The 17,499-nt window shown below is 60.1% G+C and carries 16 protein-coding genes; 9 read left to right on the forward strand and 7 right to left on the reverse strand.

Annotated elements, in window-relative coordinates:
* Positions 1-194: 194 nt before the first annotated feature.
* Positions 195-908, reverse strand: a complete 714-nt coding sequence (locus tag C0058_RS22625; protein WP_003219754.1) for a UTRA domain-containing protein — start codon at positions 906-908, stop codon at positions 195-197.
* Positions 909-1,259: 351 nt separating this feature from the next.
* On the opposite strand from C0058_RS22625, the gene C0058_RS22630 reads away from it, so the two are divergent.
* The 6 genes from C0058_RS22630 (at position 1,260) to C0058_RS22660 (ending at position 6,619) form a co-directional block, all read left to right on the forward strand.
* The gene (locus C0058_RS22630) at positions 1,260-2,327 is read left to right on the forward strand and encodes an ABC transporter substrate-binding protein (protein WP_003219752.1); all 1,068 of its coding nucleotides are present in this window, start codon (positions 1,260-1,262) and stop codon (positions 2,325-2,327) included.
* 187 nt (positions 2,328-2,514) lie between these two features.
* On the forward strand, positions 2,515-3,321 hold the full coding sequence (locus C0058_RS22640) for an alkaline phosphatase family protein (protein WP_102369615.1): 807 nt from the start codon (positions 2,515-2,517) through the stop codon (positions 3,319-3,321).
* Positions 3,318-4,163, forward strand: coding sequence for an ABC transporter permease subunit (locus C0058_RS22645; RefSeq protein WP_010166442.1), 846 nt, complete (start codon positions 3,318-3,320; stop codon positions 4,161-4,163). The genes C0058_RS22640 and C0058_RS22645 overlap by 4 nt, the downstream gene beginning before the upstream one ends.
* On the forward strand, positions 4,150-4,950 hold the full coding sequence (locus tag C0058_RS22650) for an ABC transporter permease (RefSeq protein ID WP_102369616.1): 801 nt from the start codon (positions 4,150-4,152) through the stop codon (positions 4,948-4,950). The genes C0058_RS22645 and C0058_RS22650 overlap by 14 nt, the downstream gene beginning before the upstream one ends.
* On the forward strand, positions 4,947-5,936 hold the full coding sequence (locus C0058_RS22655) for an ABC transporter ATP-binding protein (protein WP_003219745.1): 990 nt from the start codon (positions 4,947-4,949) through the stop codon (positions 5,934-5,936). The genes C0058_RS22650 and C0058_RS22655 overlap by 4 nt, the downstream gene beginning before the upstream one ends.
* A gap of 29 nt (positions 5,937-5,965) precedes the next feature.
* Positions 5,966-6,619 carry an HAD family phosphatase gene (locus tag C0058_RS22660; RefSeq protein ID WP_102369617.1) on the forward strand — a complete coding sequence of 218 codons (654 nt, stop codon included), beginning with the start codon at positions 5,966-5,968 and terminating at the stop codon, positions 6,617-6,619.
* A gap of 869 nt (positions 6,620-7,488) precedes the next feature.
* Here the strand turns inward: C0058_RS22660 and C0058_RS22675 are convergent.
* Complete coding sequence (locus C0058_RS22675) at positions 7,489-8,451, reverse strand: zinc-binding dehydrogenase (protein ID WP_087694978.1); 963 nt, start codon at positions 8,449-8,451, stop codon at positions 7,489-7,491.
* A gap of 138 nt (positions 8,452-8,589) precedes the next feature.
* Between C0058_RS22675 and C0058_RS22680 the strand changes: the two genes are divergently transcribed.
* Together C0058_RS22680 and C0058_RS22685 are read left to right on the forward strand one after the other, a co-directional pair.
* Positions 8,590-10,671, forward strand: a complete 2,082-nt coding sequence (locus C0058_RS22680) for a carboxy terminal-processing peptidase (RefSeq protein ID WP_023659269.1) — start codon at positions 8,590-8,592, stop codon at positions 10,669-10,671.
* Between the two features lie 112 nt (positions 10,672-10,783).
* Entirely contained in the window at positions 10,784-12,562 is a 1,779-nt protein-coding gene (locus tag C0058_RS22685) for a bifunctional diguanylate cyclase/phosphodiesterase (protein WP_023659268.1), read from the forward strand.
* Between the two features lies 1 nt (position 12,563).
* Here C0058_RS22685 and C0058_RS22690 read toward each other — a convergent pair whose 3' ends face one another.
* From C0058_RS22690 to C0058_RS22710, 5 genes are all read right to left on the reverse strand, one after another.
* Positions 12,564-12,950, reverse strand: a complete 387-nt coding sequence (locus C0058_RS22690) for a sel1 repeat family protein (protein WP_003211114.1) — start codon at positions 12,948-12,950, stop codon at positions 12,564-12,566.
* Positions 12,950-13,321: a hypothetical protein gene (locus C0058_RS22695; protein WP_003211116.1), complete on the reverse strand. Its 372-nt coding sequence runs from the start codon at positions 13,319-13,321 to the stop codon at positions 12,950-12,952. The genes C0058_RS22690 and C0058_RS22695 overlap by 1 nt, the downstream gene beginning before the upstream one ends.
* On the reverse strand, positions 13,318-13,656 hold the full coding sequence (locus tag C0058_RS22700; RefSeq protein ID WP_003211117.1) for a helix-turn-helix transcriptional regulator: 339 nt from the start codon (positions 13,654-13,656) through the stop codon (positions 13,318-13,320). The genes C0058_RS22695 and C0058_RS22700 overlap by 4 nt, the downstream gene beginning before the upstream one ends.
* Positions 13,657-13,753: 97 nt before the next feature.
* Positions 13,754-14,209, reverse strand: a complete 456-nt coding sequence (locus tag C0058_RS22705; protein WP_003211120.1) for a YkvA family protein — start codon at positions 14,207-14,209, stop codon at positions 13,754-13,756.
* Between the two features lie 463 nt (positions 14,210-14,672).
* Positions 14,673-15,413, reverse strand: a complete 741-nt coding sequence (locus C0058_RS22710) for an FKBP-type peptidyl-prolyl cis-trans isomerase (protein ID WP_003211122.1) — start codon at positions 15,411-15,413, stop codon at positions 14,673-14,675.
* 246 nt (positions 15,414-15,659) lie between these two features.
* Between C0058_RS22710 and C0058_RS22715 the strand changes: the two genes are divergently transcribed.
* Positions 15,660-17,471 carry a di-heme-cytochrome C peroxidase gene (locus C0058_RS22715; RefSeq protein ID WP_102369618.1) on the forward strand — a complete coding sequence of 604 codons (1,812 nt, stop codon included), beginning with the start codon at positions 15,660-15,662 and terminating at the stop codon, positions 17,469-17,471.
* Positions 17,472-17,499: the final 28 nt, after the last annotated feature.

Raw genomic sequence — 17,499 nt, forward strand, 5'->3', positions numbered from 1 at the left:
CCTCAGGTTTTTCGCGAGCAAGCCCGCTCCCACATAAAGCGGCTCTGCTTTTGCTCTAACACTCGGGTCATCGGGGTAAAGCCCTGTGCTTACTTGGGGCTGGGCCGGCATTCCAGCTGTTCAAAAGTGAGCCGCTGTGAGAGCGGAACCAAAAGCCGCCGTGACCTAAATAACGGATACACACAGGCAAAACGTCAAACCACATCCACCCCCACATGAATCGCATCATGCCGCCAAAACTCCAGATCACAATCAATCAACCGCTCATGCTGATCATAATTAACCCGAGCAATCCGCAACCCCGGGCTCCCCACCGACACCCTCAACGCCGCCGCAGCCTCAACCTGCAATGACGTCGGCACAATCTCAAACCGCACCCGCCCGTAGTGCAAGTCATACACCCGCGCATACAACTCCGTAATCGACTGATTCAAATCACACCCCAGAATCCCCGGAAAATACTGCGGGTTCAGATAGTGCTCCACATACAACACCAACCGCCCATCAATCCTGCGCCCCCGGCAAATCTGAATCACGCTGGACAACGCCGGCAACTGCAACCACGCACACACCGCCGCCGAAGCCGGCTGCAACCGCGCCGAAATCACCTCGGTCGACGGCACCCGCCCCTGGGCACTCACCATCGCGTGAAAATGACTGCGCTGCATCAGGTTATAGGCAAGCCTGGGCGGCGACACAAACCACCCTCGCCGCTCCTCGCGATAAATCTGCCCTTGTGCCTCAAGTTGTAACAAGGCTTCCCGCACCGTAATCCGGGTGGTACCAAACAACTCGCTGAGCTTGCGCTCGGCCGGCAGCTTACTGGCAGGCGCCAACAAGCCATGGTCGATCTGCTCTTGCAGCGCCAGGCCAATGGTTGTCACCGCCTTGGTTGCCTCATCACGCATCAACGTTACCTATCTGGACTAGACCAGCACTATTCAGGTGCACAAAACGCCCGCTAAACGCGCCTCTGCTGTTGCGTGCAAGCCTAGGCATTGCACATGACCGACAGATGACAGCGCCTCGCGACGTCCTGCCACAAGACCTGCAATACATCGGCCAAGTCCAAGGCTTCCGGGCGGTTTGGCATGGTCTACGCTTACCCGGTGATCCCCCGTCCAGGCCAACAAAAAACGACATCGACATGAAACTGTCATCCGCCACGCCTAAATTGGCTCGTGTATTGCTGACCTAGACCAACACCACCGCAAACGTCGATAAAAACGCAGCGTTGAAAACGCCCAAAGGAGCTTCGGATGAAACAGCTTTTCCTGGCATCACTGTTAGGCTCGACCATTGCCATGTGCACCGCCGCCATGGCCGCTGATACCGATCTAAAAACCCTGGAAGCCGCCGCGAAAGCGGAAGGCGCCGTCAACAGCGTCGGCATGCCCGATGACTGGGCCAACTGGAAAGGCACCTGGGACGACCTGGCCAAGACCTACGGCCTCAAGCACATCGACACCGACATGAGCTCCGCCCAGGAAGTCGCCAAGTTTGCGGCAGAGAAAGACAACGCCAGCGCCGACATCGGCGACGTGGGTGCAGCCTTCGGCCCGATCGCGGTGAAACAGGGCGTTACCCAACCGTACAAACCGACCACCTGGGCACAAGTCCCGGATTGGGCGAAAGACAAAGACGGTAACTGGGCCCTGGCCTACACCGGCACCATCGCCTTTATCGTCAACAAAAAACTCCTGCACGGCTCCGAAGCTCCGAAAAGCTGGGCTGACCTGAAGACCGGCAAATACAAGGTTTCCATCGGTGACGTGAGCACCGCCGCCCAGGCGGCCAACGGCGTACTCGCCGCCGCACTGGCCAACGGTGGCGACGAGAAGAACATTCAGCCGGCGCTGCTGATGTTCGCCGACATCGCCAAGCAAGGCCGCCTGTCGCTGGCCAACCCAACCATCGCCACCATGGAAAAAGGCGAAGTGGAAGTGGGCGTGGTCTGGGACTTCAACGGCCTGAGCTACAAGGCCAAGATGGCCAACCCGGATGACTACGTGGTGCTGATCCCATCGGACGGCTCGGTGATTTCCGGCTACACCACCATCATCAACAAATACGCCAAGCACCCGAACGCCGCCAAGCTGACCCGCGAATACATCTTCAGCGACGCCGGCCAGACCAACCTGGCGCGTGGCAATGCGCGGCCGATCCGTGCCGAGCACCTGACCTTGCCAGCCGACGTACAGGCCAAGCTGCTGCCTAACGAGCAGTACAAGAAAGTCACGCCGATCAAGGACGCCGACGCTTGGGAGAAGACCTCCAAAGCACTGCCGCAGAAGTGGCAGGAAGAAGTCATCATCAATATGCAATAAGGCTTAACACGCCTGTTCAAGTGGAACGCGGTCAGTGTGGGAGCTGGCTTGCCTGCGACAGCGGTATGACATTCAGCAGTATTGTCGACTGACACACCGCTATCGCAGGCAAGCCAGCTCCCACATTTGATCGGTGTTCCAACCGAAAAACCGAGTCAAGCCTATTTGTTGCGGAGCCCCAGCCCCTATGAAGCACAACGTCATCCTTGTCGTGCTCGACGGCCTGAATTACGAGGTTGCCCGACACGCCATGGGGCACTTGCAGGCCTATGTCGGCGCAGGACGCGCAGCACTGTACAAACTGGAATGTGAACTGCCGGCCCTGTCCCGGCCACTGTACGAATGCATCCTCACCGGCGTCCCGCCGATCGAGAGCGGCATCGTCCACAACAACGTCTCGCGCCTGTCCAACCAGCGCAGCATTTTCCATTACGCCAGCGACGCCGGTTTATCCACGGCGGCGGCGGCGTATCACTGGGTCAGCGAGTTGTATAACCGCTCGCCCTTTATCGCCGCCCGGGATCGGCATACCAGCGACACGGCCCTGGCGATCCAGCACGGGCATTTCTACTGGAATGACCATTACCCGGACTCGCACCTGTTTGCCGACGCCGAAAGCCTGCGCCTCAAACACGCGCCGAATTTCCTGGTGGTGCACCCGATGAACATCGACGATGCCGGCCACAAGCACGGCCTCGACACCCCGCAATACCGCAACAGCGCGCGCTCGGCCGACATCATCCTCGCCGACTACCTGCAAGGCTGGCTCGACGCCGGTTACCAGGTACTGGTGACGGCCGACCACGGCATGAACAACGACCGCTCCCACAACGGCCTGCTGCCGGAAGAACGGGAAGTGCCGCTGTTTGTGCTGGGTGATGCCTTCAGCCTCGACACCCACGCCACGCCCAAACAAACCGAGCTGTGCGGCACCGTCTGCGAGCTGTTGGGTGTACCCCACGACAAACCTGTATGCCGGGAGCTGTTGAAGTGAATTCAGTGATCCGCGGCAAATGGCTGGCCGCCTTGTGCCTGGTGCCCTTCGCGCTGTTTTTTATCGTGTTCGAGATCGCTCCACTGTTCTGGGTGCTGGTCAGCAGCCTGCAATCGGAAGAGTTTGGCTGGGGCCTGGCCAACTTCAGCAAGATCGCCAATTCGAAATTCTACCTGCAGGCAATCCAGTACAGCCTGGAGATCAGTTTCTACTCCAGTGTGTTCGGGATCGTCATTGCCGTGCTGGGCAGTTACTCGCTGCGTCGGGTGGATGGCCGGCTGCGCAATTTCGTGACCGCCTTCGCCAACATGACCAGCAACTTCTCCGGTGTACCCCTGGCCTTCGCCTTCATCATCCTGCTGGGGTTCAACGGCAGCATCACTATCATGCTCAAGCAGGCCGGGATCATTCAGGACTTCAACCTGTATTCCAAGACCGGGTTGATCATCCTTTATACCTATTTCCAGATTCCCCTCGGCGTGCTGCTGCTCTACCCGGCCTTTGACGCGTTGCGCGAAGACTGGCGCGAGTCCGCTTCGTTGCTCGGCGCGGATGGCTGGCAATACTGGCGGCATATCGGCTTGCCGGTGCTGACCCCGGCGCTGCTGGGCACCTTCGTGATTCTGCTGGCCAACGCCCTGGGCGCCTACGCCACGGTCTATGCGTTGACCACCGGCAACTTCAACGTGCTGCCGATCCGCATCGCGGCGATGGTCTCCGGCGATATTTCCCTGGACCCTAACATGGCCAGTGCCCTGGCTGTGGTGCTGGTAGCGCTGATGACGGTGGTGACCGTGGTCCATCAACTGCTGCTCAAGAGGAGCTACCATGTCTCGCGCTGAACCTGGCTCGGCCGCCCTCTACCATCGCGTAGTGGTGTACCTGTTGCTTGCTGTCCTGGTGCTGCCATTGCTCGGCACCCTGGTCTACTCCATCGCCAGCAGTTGGTCGGCGACCATCCTGCCATCCGGCTTTACCTTCAAATGGTATATCCAGCTGTGGAGTGACCCGCGCTTCCTGAATGCCTTCGGCCAGTCGCTGCTGGTGTGCGTTGGCGCGCTGATCTTGTCGGTGGTGCTGATCCTGCCGCTGCTGTTTGTGGTGCATTACCACTTTCCAAAACTCGATGCGCTGATGAACATTTTGATCCTGCTGCCCTTCGCGGTGCCGCCGGTGGTGTCGTCGGTGGGGCTGTTGCAGCTCTATGGCTCGGGTCCATTTGCGATGGTGGGTACGCCGTGGATCCTGATCGGTTGCTACTTCACCGTGGCGCTGCCGTTCATGTATCGGGCGATCACCAACAACCTGCAAGCGATCAACCTGCGGGACCTGATGGACGCCGCCCAACTGCTCGGTGCCAGCACCTTCCAGGCGGCGTTCCTGGTGGTGCTGCCGAACCTGCGCAAGGGCTTGATGGTGGCACTGCTGCTGTCGTTCTCGTTCCTGTTCGGCGAGTTCGTGTTCGCCAACATCCTGGTGGGCACCCGCTACGAAACCCTGCAGGTGTACCTCAACAATATGCGTAACAGCAGCGGCCACTTCACCAGTGCCCTGGTGATCTCCTATTTCTTCTTCGTGCTGGTGCTGACCTGGGCCGCCAACATCTTGAACAAGGACAAAAGCCAATGAGCTTCGTCAGCGTCCAACACCTGCAAAAAGGCTACGCCGGCACGCCGGTATTCAGTGACATCAACTGCGAAATCGCCAAGGGCGAATTCGTCACCCTGCTTGGCCCGTCGGGCTGCGGCAAGTCGACCCTGCTGCGCTGCATCGCCGGCCTGACCTCGGTGGACAGCGGGAAAATCCTGCTGGATGGCCAGGACATCGTCCCGCTGAGCCCACAGAAACGGCATATCGGCATGGTGTTCCAGAGCTACGCGCTGTTCCCCAACATGACCGTGGAACAGAACGTCGCCTTCGGCCTGCGCATGCAGAAGGTCAATGCCGACGACAGCCACAAACGCGTGCAGGAAGTGTTGCAACTGGTGGAGCTGAAAGAACTCGCCGGCCGCTACCCGCACCAGATGTCCGGCGGCCAGTGCCAGCGCGTGGCCCTCGCCCGCTCGCTGGTGACGCGCCCGCGCCTGCTGTTGCTCGACGAGCCGTTGTCGGCCCTCGATGCACGGATTCGCAAGCACCTGCGTGAACAGATTCGCCAGATCCAGCGTGAGCTGGGCCTGACCACCATCTTCGTGACCCATGACCAGGAAGAAGCCCTGACCATGTCCGACCGGATCTTCCTGATGAACCAGGGCAAGATCGTACAGAGCGGCGATGCCGAGACCCTCTACACCGCGCCGGTGGATGTGTTCGCCGCGGGCTTTATCGGCAACTACAACCTGCTGGACGCCGACAAGGCCAGCAAACTGTTGCAGCGTCCGATCACCGGGCGCATCGCCATTCGCCCGGAGGCCATCGAGCTCAGCCGCAGCGGTGAGCTGGATGCGTTGGTGCGCAGCCACAGCCTGCTGGGCAACGTGATTCGCTACCGCATCGAAGCCCGGGGCGTGGAATTGGTGGTGGATGTGCTTAACCGATCGGCTGACGATCTGCACCCGGATGGTCAGAGATTGGCACTTTCCATCGACCCAAGTGCGTTGTGTGAAGTAGCCTGACGCACGATTTATTTGAGAGAGCGTGACAGATGGCATTGGTAATTTTTGATCTGGACGACACCCTGATCCACGGCGACTGCGCCACCCTGTGGAGCGAGCAGATGGGCCGCCTGGGCTGGGTGGATGGCGAGTCGTTCATGCGCAAGAACGACGAACTGATGGCGGCCTACAGCCGCGGTGAGCTGGCCATGGAGGATTTCATGGACTTCAGCCTGGAGCCGATGATTGGCCGCACGCCGGAAGAGATCGAGCACCTTGTAGAGCCGTGGGTGGAAGACGTTATCGAGCCGCTGATCTACAGCGAAGCCACCCGTACCATTGCACAGCACCGCAAGAATGGTGACCGGATTTTGGTGATCTCGGCGTCGGGGACGCACCTGGTCAAGCCGATTGCGGCGCGTATCGGCATTGATGAAGTGCTGGGGATTGAGCTGGACGTCGCCCATGGGGTGTACAGCGGCAAGACCACAGGTGTACTGACTTACCGCGAAGGCAAGATCACTCGCCTGATGGAATGGCTGGAGCAGGAAGGTGAGCACCTTGATGGGGCGTACTTCTACTCGGATTCGCGCAATGATTTGCCGCTGTTGCTGAAGGTGGAGAACCCGCAGGTGGTGAATCCGGACCCGGTGCTGCGGGCGCATGCTGAGCAGGCTGGGTGGCCGATTCATCATTGGGTGTGACGTTTTGTGCTGGTTTGAGGTGGGTACATATCCGTTATTCAGGTAACGGCCACCTATGGTTTCGCTCTTACAGCGAGTCACTTTGCAAAAAAAAGCGGCAAAGTAACCAAAGCGCTCTGCCCCGCCTGTCGGCGCCTCGCCTAGGCTCGGCGTTCCCTCACTCCGGCAGCACGAAGCGGGCCGCCGCGACGGGCCATCCATGGCCCGGCGCGGCTAAACCGGCGTCCTGCCGGTTTACCCGCTCCGCAATACCTGCGTTCGGCCTCGGGCTTATTGGGGCAGTCAGATCAAGATCAAAAGCAAGAGCACAGCGGCCTACCGGCCGGCTTGAGTGTTAACAGCAAAAGCAAAAACCAGAGCGAAAACAAATCTGCTTTTCTGTGGGAGCGGGCTTGCTCGCGAAAAACCTGAGAGCGCCGCGTTCATCCAGAATGCCCGCGTCATCGTTAACGACCTTCGCGAGCAAGCCCGCTCCCACATTTGGACCGTGCCCGCTTTAGCTTTTGATTTACAACACTCAAGCCGGCCGGGAGGCCGCTGTGCTGTTGATCTGCTTTTGATCTTGATCTTAGGCGCCCCGTTAAACCACGCTGGCCGAACGCAGGCTTTGGAGCGTGGGTAACCTGGCAGGACGCCAGGTTAGCCGTCCTGGGCCAAGGATGGCCCATGACGGCGGCCCACGGTCCAAAGCCGGAGTGAGGGCACTCCGAGCCTAGGCGAGGAGCCGAGTGGTGGGGCAAGAGCGTTTTGCTTACTTTTGCGCTTTTCAAAAGTGAGCCGCTGTAAGAGCGGAACCAATAGTCGCCGTTACGAAAATAACGGATATACACCCAGCCCAACTCCCCCCAACACAAATGTCGCATCTGAAATCAGGTCAGACTCTCGTCAATCACCAACACCAGCTTCCCGGAAATCCGATTAGTCGCCAGCTCCGCAAACGCAGCCTCGGCATCCTTGATCGGAAACGTCCTGGCCAGTTGCGGACTCAAGCGCCCCTCGGCAAACAACGGCCAAACATGCTGGCTCAAGTCACTGAACAAGTCAGCCTTGAACTGATCATCCCGACTGCGCAAAGTCGACCCCAACACCTGCACACGCTTGGCCAACACCTGCGCCAGATCGATCTGCGCCTCACGCCCGCCCATCAACCCAATCAACACCCAGCGCCCATCACGCGCCACCAGCTTGAGATTCAGCGCCGCGTAATTCCCCCCCACCGGGTCAAGAATCACATCGAACGGTCCAAAATCCCTCAAGCCCTCGATGCCGTCAGTACGTACCACACCCCCCTGAGCCCCCAGCGCTTCACAGTACGCAAGGCGATCCGCCGACCCCACGCTGACCCAGCACGGGCTGCCAAACGCCTTGCACAACTGAATCGCCGCCGAGCCCACCCCACTGGCACCGGCATGCAACAACACCTTCTCGCCGGGCTTGAGGCCCGCCAACTGGAACAGGTTCAACCACGCGGTGCTGTATACCTCGGGCAACCCGGCCGCTTCCACCAGGGATACGCCCTCCGGCACCGGCAATACGTGACGCGCATCCACCACCACTTCTTCAGCCATCCCGCCGCCAGCCAGCAAGGCGCAAACCCGATCCCCCACTTGCCACGACGAACCGGCGCCGACTTCGCTGATCACCCCGGAACACTCCAGGCCCAGCACCTGGCTGGCACCGGGAGGTGGCGGATAAAGCCCCGAACGCTGTAATAAATCGGCGCGATTCAGGCCCGCAGCCGCCACGCGAATGCGTACTTGGCCTACATCGCATGTAGGACTTGGCTCTTCTTGCCACTCCACATGACCTTCAACGCCTTGCAATGCTTTCACAGTGCCTCCATAGTGAGTCTGGACTGAGCCCGTTGCTGTAGCGTCGGGCTTTTTGCATTATGCGACCGGCCCATATGGAACCGGCGACTTCAAAGACGGCCTAATATGCGTTATCAATTGCCCCCGCGTCGAATCAGCATGAAGCATTTGTTCCCCAGCACCGCCCTCGCTCTTTTTATCGGTATCGGCCTTTTGCCGCTGTCGAGCAATACGTTCGCAGCCAACAGCTGGGACAACCTTCAGCCTGATCGCGATGAGGTGATTGCCAGCCTTAACGTCGTCGAGTTGCTCAAGCGCCACCATTACAGCAAGCCGCCGTTGGACGACGCTCGTTCGGTGATCATTTACGACAGCTACCTCAAGCTGTTGGATCCCTCGCGCAGCTATTTCCTGGCCAGCGACATCACCGAGTTCGACAAGTGGAAGACGCAGTTCGACGACTTCCTCAAGAGCGGTGACCTACAGCCCGGCTTCACCATCTACAAGCGCTACCTGGACCGCGTCAAAGCGCGTCTGGACTTCGCCATTGGTGAGCTGGACAAAGGTGTCGACAAGTTCGACTTCACCAAGAAAGAGACCTTGCTGGTTGACCGCAAGGACGCTCCTTGGCTGACCACCGAAGCCGAGCTGGACGACCTGTGGCGCAAGCGCGTCAAGGATGAAGTCCTGCGCTTGAAGATCGCCGGCAAAGAGCCGAAGGCTATCCAGGAACTGTTGACCAAGCGCTACAAGAATCAGCTGGCACGTCTGGATCAGACCCGTGCCGAAGATATCTTCCAGGCCTACATCAACACCTTCGCAATGTCCTACGACCCGCACACCAATTATCTGTCGCCAGATAACGCGGAAAATTTCGATATCAACATGAGTCTGTCGCTGGAAGGCATCGGTGCCGTCCTGCAAAGCGATAACGACCAGGTGAAGATCGTGCGTCTGGTGCCGGCAGGTCCGGCCGACAAGACCAAGCAGGTTGCCCCGGCCGACAAGATCATCGGTGTGGCCCAGGCCGACAAAGAGATGGTCGACGTGGTCGGCTGGCGCCTGGATGAAGTGGTCAAGCTGATCCGCGGGCCGAAAGGCAGCGTGGTGCGCCTGGAAGTGATTCCGCACACCAACGCACCGAACGACCAGACCAGCAAGATCGTGTCCATCACCCGTGAAGCGGTGAAACTCGAAGACCAGGCCGTCCAGAAGCAAGTCCTCAACCTCAAGCAGGATGGCAAGGACTACAAGCTCGGCGTGGTGGTGATCCCGGCGTTCTACCTGGACTTCAAAGCGTTCCGCGCCGGTGATCCGGACTACAAGAGCACCACCCGCGACGTTAAGAAAATCCTCACAGAATTGCAGAAGGAAAAAGTCGACGGCGTGGTCATCGACCTGCGCAACAACGGCGGCGGTTCCCTGCAGGAAGCGACCGAGCTGACCAGTCTGTTTATCGACAAGGGTCCGACCGTGCTGGTGCGTAACGCTGACGGCCGTGTCGACGTGCTGGAAGACGAGAACCCGGGTGCCTTCTACAAAGGGCCGATGGCGTTGCTGGTCAACCGCCTCTCGGCATCCGCCTCGGAGATTTTTGCCGGCGCGATGCAGGACTACCACCGTGCGCTGATCATCGGCGGCCAGACCTTCGGCAAAGGCACCGTGCAGACCATCCAGCCGCTGAACCATGGCGAGCTGAAACTGACCCTGGCCAAGTTCTACCGGGTTTCCGGGCAGAGCACCCAGCATCAGGGCGTACTGCCGGACGTCGATTTCCCGTCGATCATCGACACCAAGGAAATCGGCGAGAGCGCCCTGCCCGAGGCGATGCCGTGGGACACCATCCGTCCTGCGATCAAGCCTGCGGTAGACCCGTTCAAACCGTACATCGCAGAGTTGAAAGCTGATCACGAAGCCCGCTCCGCCAAGGATGCCGAGTTCATCTTTATCCGCGACAAGCTGGCCCTGGCCAAGAAGTTGATGGAAGAGAAAACCGTAAGTCTGAACGAAGCCGACCGTCGTGCGCAGCACACCGACATCGAGAATCAGCAACTGGTGCTGGAGAACGCCCGCCGCAAGGCCAAAGGCGAAGCCCCGCTCAAGGAACTGAAGAAAGAAGACGAAGACGCGATCGCCGCCGAGCCTGATAAAACCAAGCCGGAAGATGATGCCTACCTGAGCGAGACCGGGCGCATCCTGCTGGACTACTTGAAAATCAGCAAGACGGTGGCCAAGCAGTAAATGATGGCGATTTAATGTGAACGCTCCTCGGAGTGTCATCAAATAGACATCATTCTGTCGTGAAATGAAGGACCTGCCAAAGCAGGTCCTTTTTTTTCGACCCGAGAAAATCATGACCATGACCGAACAGCTGAATGCATTGGGCTCAATCCTGGCTCAAGGCAGTTTGCACAGCCTGTTCCAACCCATCATTTCCCTGTCTGAACGACGCGTCATCGGTTATGAAGCCCTCAGTCGCGGCCCGTCCAACAGCCCGTTGCACTCCCCTGTCGCACTGTTCTCCGTGGCCCGCCACGCCGGACGTCTCAGTGAGCTGGAGATGGTCTGCCGGGAAAGTGCCTGCCGGCGGTTCAGCGAGCAGAAACTGCCGGGCAAGCTGTTTCTCAACGTCTCACCCGAATCCCTGCTGGAGACCGCCCACCAGCCCGGCCGTACCCTGCAACTGCTCAGCGACTTCGGCATCCCGCCCAGCCAGGTGGTGATCGAACTGACCGAGCAAACCCCGACCGACGATTTTCAACTGCTGCAAACCGCGCTGCACCACTACCGCGCCATGGGCTTTTCGATTGCCCTGGATGACCTGGGTGCCGGTTATTCCAGCCTGCGGCTGTGGTCGGAGCTGCGCCCGGACTACGTGAAGATCGATCGACACTTTATCGACGGCATCCACCAGGACGCCCTCAAGCGCGAGTTTGTCGGCTCCATCCTGCAAATCGCCAAGGCCTCCCGGGCCCAGGTCATCGCCGAAGGCATCGAGTTGCCGGAAGAGTTGGCGGTGCTCACGGAAATGGGCGTTGACCTGGTGCAGGGCTACCTGCTCTGCCGCCCCCAGGAACACCCGCCGCAGGAAGCGCGGTTGATGCTGCCCAAGCCCGACAACGCCAACGTCGCGCTGAACGACGAAGGCAGCGACCTCAGCGCCCTGCTCAACGAACAACCGGCCGTGGGCCAGCACACTGCCACGGCGCAGGTTTTGGAAGCCTTCCGGCGCCAGGCCAACCTCAATTCCCTGGCGGTGCTGGATGAGCGTGGCCACCCGATTGGCATCGTGCACCGACACTCGCTGTCAGATGCGCTGCTCAAGCCGTTCGCCACCGATCTGTTCGCCCGCAAGCCCATCAGCCGCTTGATGAGTGATGACTTTCTCGCGGTGGAACTGAGCCAGTCCTTGCAGCAGGTCAGCCGCCTGCTCACCAGTCGCGCACGCCAGCGGATCGAGGAAGATTTCATCATCACCCTCAACGGCGATTATCTGGGGCTGGGCCGGGTGATCGATGTGCTCAAGCTGATTACCGAGCTGAAAATCCAGCAGGCACGCTATGCCAACCCGCTGACTTTGCTGCCGGGCAACGTCCCCATCCAGCAGTGCCTGACGCGGCTGTTGCAGCAACAACGCGAGTCTGTGATCTGCTACGTCGATATCGACAGTTTCAAGCCATTCAACGATATCTACGGCTATGGCCGGGGCGATGAAGTGCTGCTGTGCCTGGCGCAATGCCTGAACGACCGGGTAGACCCCAGCCGCGACTTCGTCGGGCATATCGGCGGTGATGACTTTTTGCTGGTGCTGGGGCCGCAGGATTGGCGCAAGCGGCTGAACCAACTGCTGGACGACTTCCACACCCAGTGCCGGCGCTTCTATCGCAGCGAGCATCTGGACGCGGGCTGTTTCGTTGCACTGAACCGCCAGGGCGTGCGCCAGGAGTTTGCGCTGCTGTCGCTGTCCATCGGCGTGGTGCATTTGTATCCACAGGCCTGTGGACAACTCGATGCCAGCCAGTTGGCAGAACTGGCCTCGCAAGCCAAGCACCACGCGAAGAACGTGGCGGGCTACAGCATTCATGTGATTGACAGCCTGGAGTTGGGCCAGGCAGAACCGCAGCCGCTCTAGATCAGAGTTGCTCCAGGCGCATCTGCGCCAACGGGTGCCCGGCTCGGGCGGCGATTTTCCACCAGCGTGCCGCTTCCAGCGGATCAGGCGCCTTGCCAAGGCTGCCCGCAAGGCTCAACACCCCAATCTGGTAGGCCGCCTTGCCGTCGCCGGCCAGGGCCGCCAGCCGCAACAGTCGCACGCCTTCTTCACGGGCGCCGAGGCCCTTGCCACGAAACGTCAGGATATGTCCGTAGAAACTCTGTGCTCCTACGTCGCCCAGATTGGCCATGCGCGCGAACTGGCCTTCAAGCCACTGCCAGCCACGCGGCTGTCGCACGAACCAGGACCAATGAAACAACTTGCGCGCCAGCCAGTAACTGGCATACGCCTTGAGCTTCCAGAACACTACGCCTCCGCTGACTCGGGATAATCGTACTCAAATACCCGCACCACTTCGGATGCGTGCCACGACGCCGCGGCCACGCCATCGGACGGCCCGCAGAAGCGCCCGAGACGCTCCACACATTCAAAGAAACCGGTACGTGGCAGGCGACTGGCGCCCTGGCTGATCACCAGGGAACTGCGCAGTGGTTGGTCGGCCTTGGCATCCAGCGCCGCCAGGTGCTCCAGCGCAGCCGTCAGGGTCTGCATGGCCGGCGTGGGAAATTGCAGGCGCTCCAGCAAGGCGCGGTAGGTCAAGAGGTGGCGCTGTCGGCGCGCCTGGTCCAGCTCGTTGAGTAACCCATCCCAATGTTGACGGCTGATGCGTACGCTCACGTTTCGTCCCTCCAACCTGCAACGCCAAGTTCCCAGGCCAGGCTGCGGCGGATGGCAGCGTCCGGCTGGCGTTCACCGCTTTCGATCAGGCCCAGGTAAGACGGGCTGATGCCCACTGTGCGCGCCAGAACCTCGATGGCCAGGCCCTTGGCCTCGCGCAGGCTTCGCAGCTGCTCCAGGGGGCGCAGATCCGGTTCGGCAGTGGCTTGGCTAATGGTCGAAGCGGGAGGCGTTGGCTGTTGCTGACCGGCGGCTTTTAACAGCGCCTGATACTGAGCCCATGGCAGAACCGCATATTCGGGCTCGCCATCCTTTGTAATTATCTGAATATCCATGACTGCCCCGTAGGATCACAACACTTACTTCGTAAGTACTTTCCTTAGGAGTGTAATCCTAACAGCCACAAAGAGCGCAGGGGGATATTCCCAAGGTTCAGTTTTTTTTCAGGTGTTCTTGCGTAAGCAGCTGAGGCGTCGCAGGAAGGCGCTCAACCACCGCAAGTTTCTCGGGGAGCTGACGCTCGCGCCAGGCGCGAAAGGCGCTCAGTTCGCCGTCGAGGGTCTTCATGACCCACGCCAGCACAGCAATGTCGTCGAGCATGCCGAACACCGGGATAAAGTCCGGGATCGCGTCAATCGGGCTCAGGAAGTACATCAACCCTGCCACTACCGAAATCAGCGCCTTGGGGCTGATGGCCCGGTACTCGCCGCGCCAGTAGGCCAGGCATAAGGCCTGGAGCAGCTTGAGGTCGTCCTTGAGCTTGCCCAGCCGGTTGCCCTGGCTCGAGCCTTTGGCGGCGACCGCGAACAGCAACGTCGGCAAGCGCCCACGGCCAAGCAGGCGAGCAGCCATGGGCAGGAAGCGGGTGAAATTAAACGGGGCTTTCATCGTCACTCCAGTTCCAGGCGACAGAAAAGGTTATCCACACAAATTGTGGATAACCTTGTGAACAGAGCCTATTTTCCAGGCTGAAAGCCACGTAATACAAGGCCTACAGTCAGATCGGGCGTTTTTTGCGCACATAAAAAAAACCCAAGAATTCATTGACTTGGAGATAATCTGCGTCTACCCGTACTCGGGTCTTTTATCAGACTGCTCTAGCCCGCATGGGTTCGGTTGAATTTGCCCTGGATTCAGTTGATCGTTCCCACGCTCTGCGTGGGGATGCCGCCTGTGGCGCTCCGCGCTTGCTGTTAGCGCTAGGCTTGAGCTATGCGCAATGGTGACGCAGAGCGTCACCGGATGCATTCCCACGCAGAGCGTGGGGACGATCGCAGAGCGTGGGAACGATCGCACAGGCCAGAAACAACAACGCCCCGTCGAGACGGGGCGTTGTGTGTTCAGGCGCTGATTACTTCTTGGCAGCAGGAGCCGCCGGTGCGTCAGGAGCGTCTGCCTTGGACGGGTCCTTGATGGCCAGCAGTTCCAGGTCGAATACCAGCACGGAGTTGGCTGGAATCGCCGGGCTCGGGCTCTGCGCGCCGTAGGCCAGGTCGGACGGGATGTACAACTCGACCTTCTCGCCAACGTGCATCAGTTGCAGGCCTTCGACCCAACCTGGAATCACGCCGCTGACCGGCAGGTCAATCGGGCTGCCGCGATCCACGGAGCTGTCAAAGGTGGTGCCGTTGGTGAGCTTGCCGGTGTAGTGAACAGTCACTACGTCGGTAGGCTTGGGTTGAGCACCGTCCGCTTTCTTCACGATCTTGTATTGCAGACCGGAAGCGGTGGTGACAACGCCGTCTTTCTTGGCGTTTTCTTCGAGGAATTTCTTGCCGGCGGTTGCCGACTCTTCGCTCATCTTGGCCATACGCTCTTCAGCACGTTTTTGCAGTGCGGCGAACGCCTCGACCAGCTCGTCGTCTTTCAGCTTCTGTTCTTTCTTGCCGACGGCATCTTCGATGCCTTGGGCTACCGCTTTGGAGTCCAGGTCATCCATACCTTCTTGAGCAAGGCTTTTGCCCATGTTCAGGCCGATACCGTAGGAAGCTTTTTGCGCCGGGGTTTTCAGCTCTACGCTGGTTTGCGAATCACAACCCGCAAGTACCAGGCTAACCAGGGCCACCGCCGCCGCCAACCGATGCTGTTTCATGCTATTTCCTTGTTCGTGTGCCAAAAGGGCATTCGAGTAAAGTCGCGAGCTTATCAGGCGGCCACGACCAATGGCTACCGGCATGTGAGCAGGAAACTTCTGATAAGTTCACGTGTTTAAAAGCATTTTCATTCAATCCAGGGCCCTGCAACGGACGGCAGCAGCGCTGGAACGAGACTCATGGCCACTTGCCGCACTGCTGGCCTGATGGCATAAGAACGCTACAACTCGACAAGGATAGTTATCTTGCGCATTTTTTCCCGTGTTTTGCTGATGATTTTCATACTGCTGGGCCTGGTCCTGGCGGTGGTGCTCTATTACGTGGTCAACCCGAAGCTGCCGGTCTACGTGCCGGTGGAACAGGTGCACTATCAGGATCAATGGAGCGCCGCAGATCGCCAGACCTACTATTTCACGCCCCAGGGCACCCAGGTCAAGGGCCTGCGGTATGCCTGGTTTACCGCACTGGAGCTGCCGTTCTCCGAACAGCGTTTCGCCACGCCCGAGTACCTGGCGCGCTTCGGTTTCCTGGTAGATCCCAGGCAAGTGCCGACTGCACAAAACCCCGGCAACCTGCCGGTGGGTTTCGCCCGGCATAAAAATGCCGGCAGCAATGATGAGTTTCTCGACATCACTTGCGCCGCCTGCCACACCGGCCAGTTGAACTTCAAAGGCCAGGGCCTGCGTATCGACGGCGGCCCGGCGCAGCATGTGCTGCCGTCCAGCGTGCCGACCCTGCGCGGCGGCAGCTTCGGCCAGGCGCTGGTCGCCAGCCTTGCCTCGACCTACTACAACCCGTGGAAATTCGAGCGCTTTGCCCGCACCGTGCTGGGCCATGACTACGACGACCAGACCGCAGCGCAACTGCGCCAGGACTTCAAGAAGTCCCTGAACAACTTCCTGAAAGTCGCCTGGAACGACACCCACCGCGGCCTCTACCCCACCGAAGAAGGCCCGGGCCGCACCGACGCCTTTGGCCGTATCGCCAACGCCAGCTTCGGCGACGCCATTTCCCCCGACAACTACCGCATCGCCAACGCCCCGGTGGACTACCCGCAACTGTGGGACATCTGGACCTTCGACTGGGTGCAATGGAACGGCTCGGCCCAACAACCCATGGCCCGCAATATCGGCGAAGCCCTGGGCGTCGGCGCCACCCTGGACTTCTTCGACAGCGCCGGCCAGCCGCTCCAGGGCGATGCACGCTACGCCTCCAGCGTGCGGGTTCGCGACCTGAATACCATCGAAGAAACCCTGCAACGGCTCAAGCCACCCATCTGGCCCGAAGACCTGTTCGGGGCCATCGACAAACCGCTGGCCGCCCAGGGTCGCGCACTGTTCGCGGAAAACTGCGCCGGCTGCCACGTGCCAGCGGTGTCCCAGGTCGATGGCCGCCCGGTGCGACAATTGAAAATGCTCCCGGTGGAGGTGATCGGCACCGACCCCGCTACTGCCAACAATATCGCTGACCACCGCTTCGACCTCAGCGCCCTGCAATGGGACCCGGCGGAGTTGGCGAAAATGAACGTCGAACTGCACCCCACGCCCACCGAGCCGCTGGACCTGCGCAGCCTCTCTTCAGCCAAAGGCCTGGCCTACATCACCGCCTTTGTCGAAGACCACGCCTACCGTGCCGCCGGTGTGACACCTGCCGAACGCCCGCGCCTGGACGGCTTCGGCCTGCCGATCGGCGTACGCGAATTGCGTGCCTACAAGGCACGGCCCCTGGCCGGGGTGTGGGCGACACCGCCGTTCCTGCACAACGGCTCGGTGCCGACGATCTACCAATTGCTCTCGCCTCAGGACGAGCGCAGCCCGACCTTCTATAAAGGCACCTTCGAATACGACCCGCGCCACCTGGGCTATCAAACCGCCGCGTTCCCCAACGCGTTCCTGTTCGATACGCGCATCACCGGCAACCACAACAGCGGCCACGAATTCCGTGCCGGGCAGCGTGGCAACGGGGTGATCGGCCGAGGCTTGCTGCCCCAGGAACGCTGGGCGCTGCTGGAATATTTGAAAGTGCTGGGCGGCCCGCTGGAACAGCAACTGCCCTGACCCAACCGACTTCGCAGAAAAGGATTTT

This window comes from Pseudomonas sp. NC02 (assembly GCF_002874965.1).
Lineage (GTDB): Bacteria > Pseudomonadota > Gammaproteobacteria > Pseudomonadales > Pseudomonadaceae > Aquipseudomonas.

Coding starts and splice junctions, on each gene's coding strand:
- C0058_RS22625 (WP_003219754.1), bottom strand. CDS start 908: ATGCGTGATGAGGCAACCAAGGCGGTGACAACCATTGGCCTGGCGCTG.
- C0058_RS22630 (WP_003219752.1), top strand. CDS start 1,260: ATGAAACAGCTTTTCCTGGCATCACTGTTAGGCTCGACCATTGCCATG.
- C0058_RS22640 (WP_102369615.1), top strand. CDS start 2,515: ATGAAGCACAACGTCATCCTTGTCGTGCTCGACGGCCTGAATTACGAG.
- C0058_RS22650 (WP_102369616.1), top strand. CDS start 4,150: ATGTCTCGCGCTGAACCTGGCTCGGCCGCCCTCTACCATCGCGTAGTG.
- C0058_RS22655 (WP_003219745.1), top strand. CDS start 4,947: ATGAGCTTCGTCAGCGTCCAACACCTGCAAAAAGGCTACGCCGGCACG.
- C0058_RS22660 (WP_102369617.1), top strand. CDS start 5,966: ATGGCATTGGTAATTTTTGATCTGGACGACACCCTGATCCACGGCGAC.
- C0058_RS22680 (WP_023659269.1), top strand. CDS start 8,590: ATGAAGCATTTGTTCCCCAGCACCGCCCTCGCTCTTTTTATCGGTATC.
- C0058_RS22685 (WP_023659268.1), top strand. CDS start 10,784: ATGACCATGACCGAACAGCTGAATGCATTGGGCTCAATCCTGGCTCAA.
- C0058_RS22700 (WP_003211117.1), bottom strand. CDS start 13,656: ATGGATATTCAGATAATTACAAAGGATGGCGAGCCCGAATATGCGGTT.
- C0058_RS22705 (WP_003211120.1), bottom strand. CDS start 14,209: ATGAAAGCCCCGTTTAATTTCACCCGCTTCCTGCCCATGGCTGCTCGC.
- C0058_RS22710 (WP_003211122.1), bottom strand. CDS start 15,413: ATGAAACAGCATCGGTTGGCGGCGGCGGTGGCCCTGGTTAGCCTGGTA.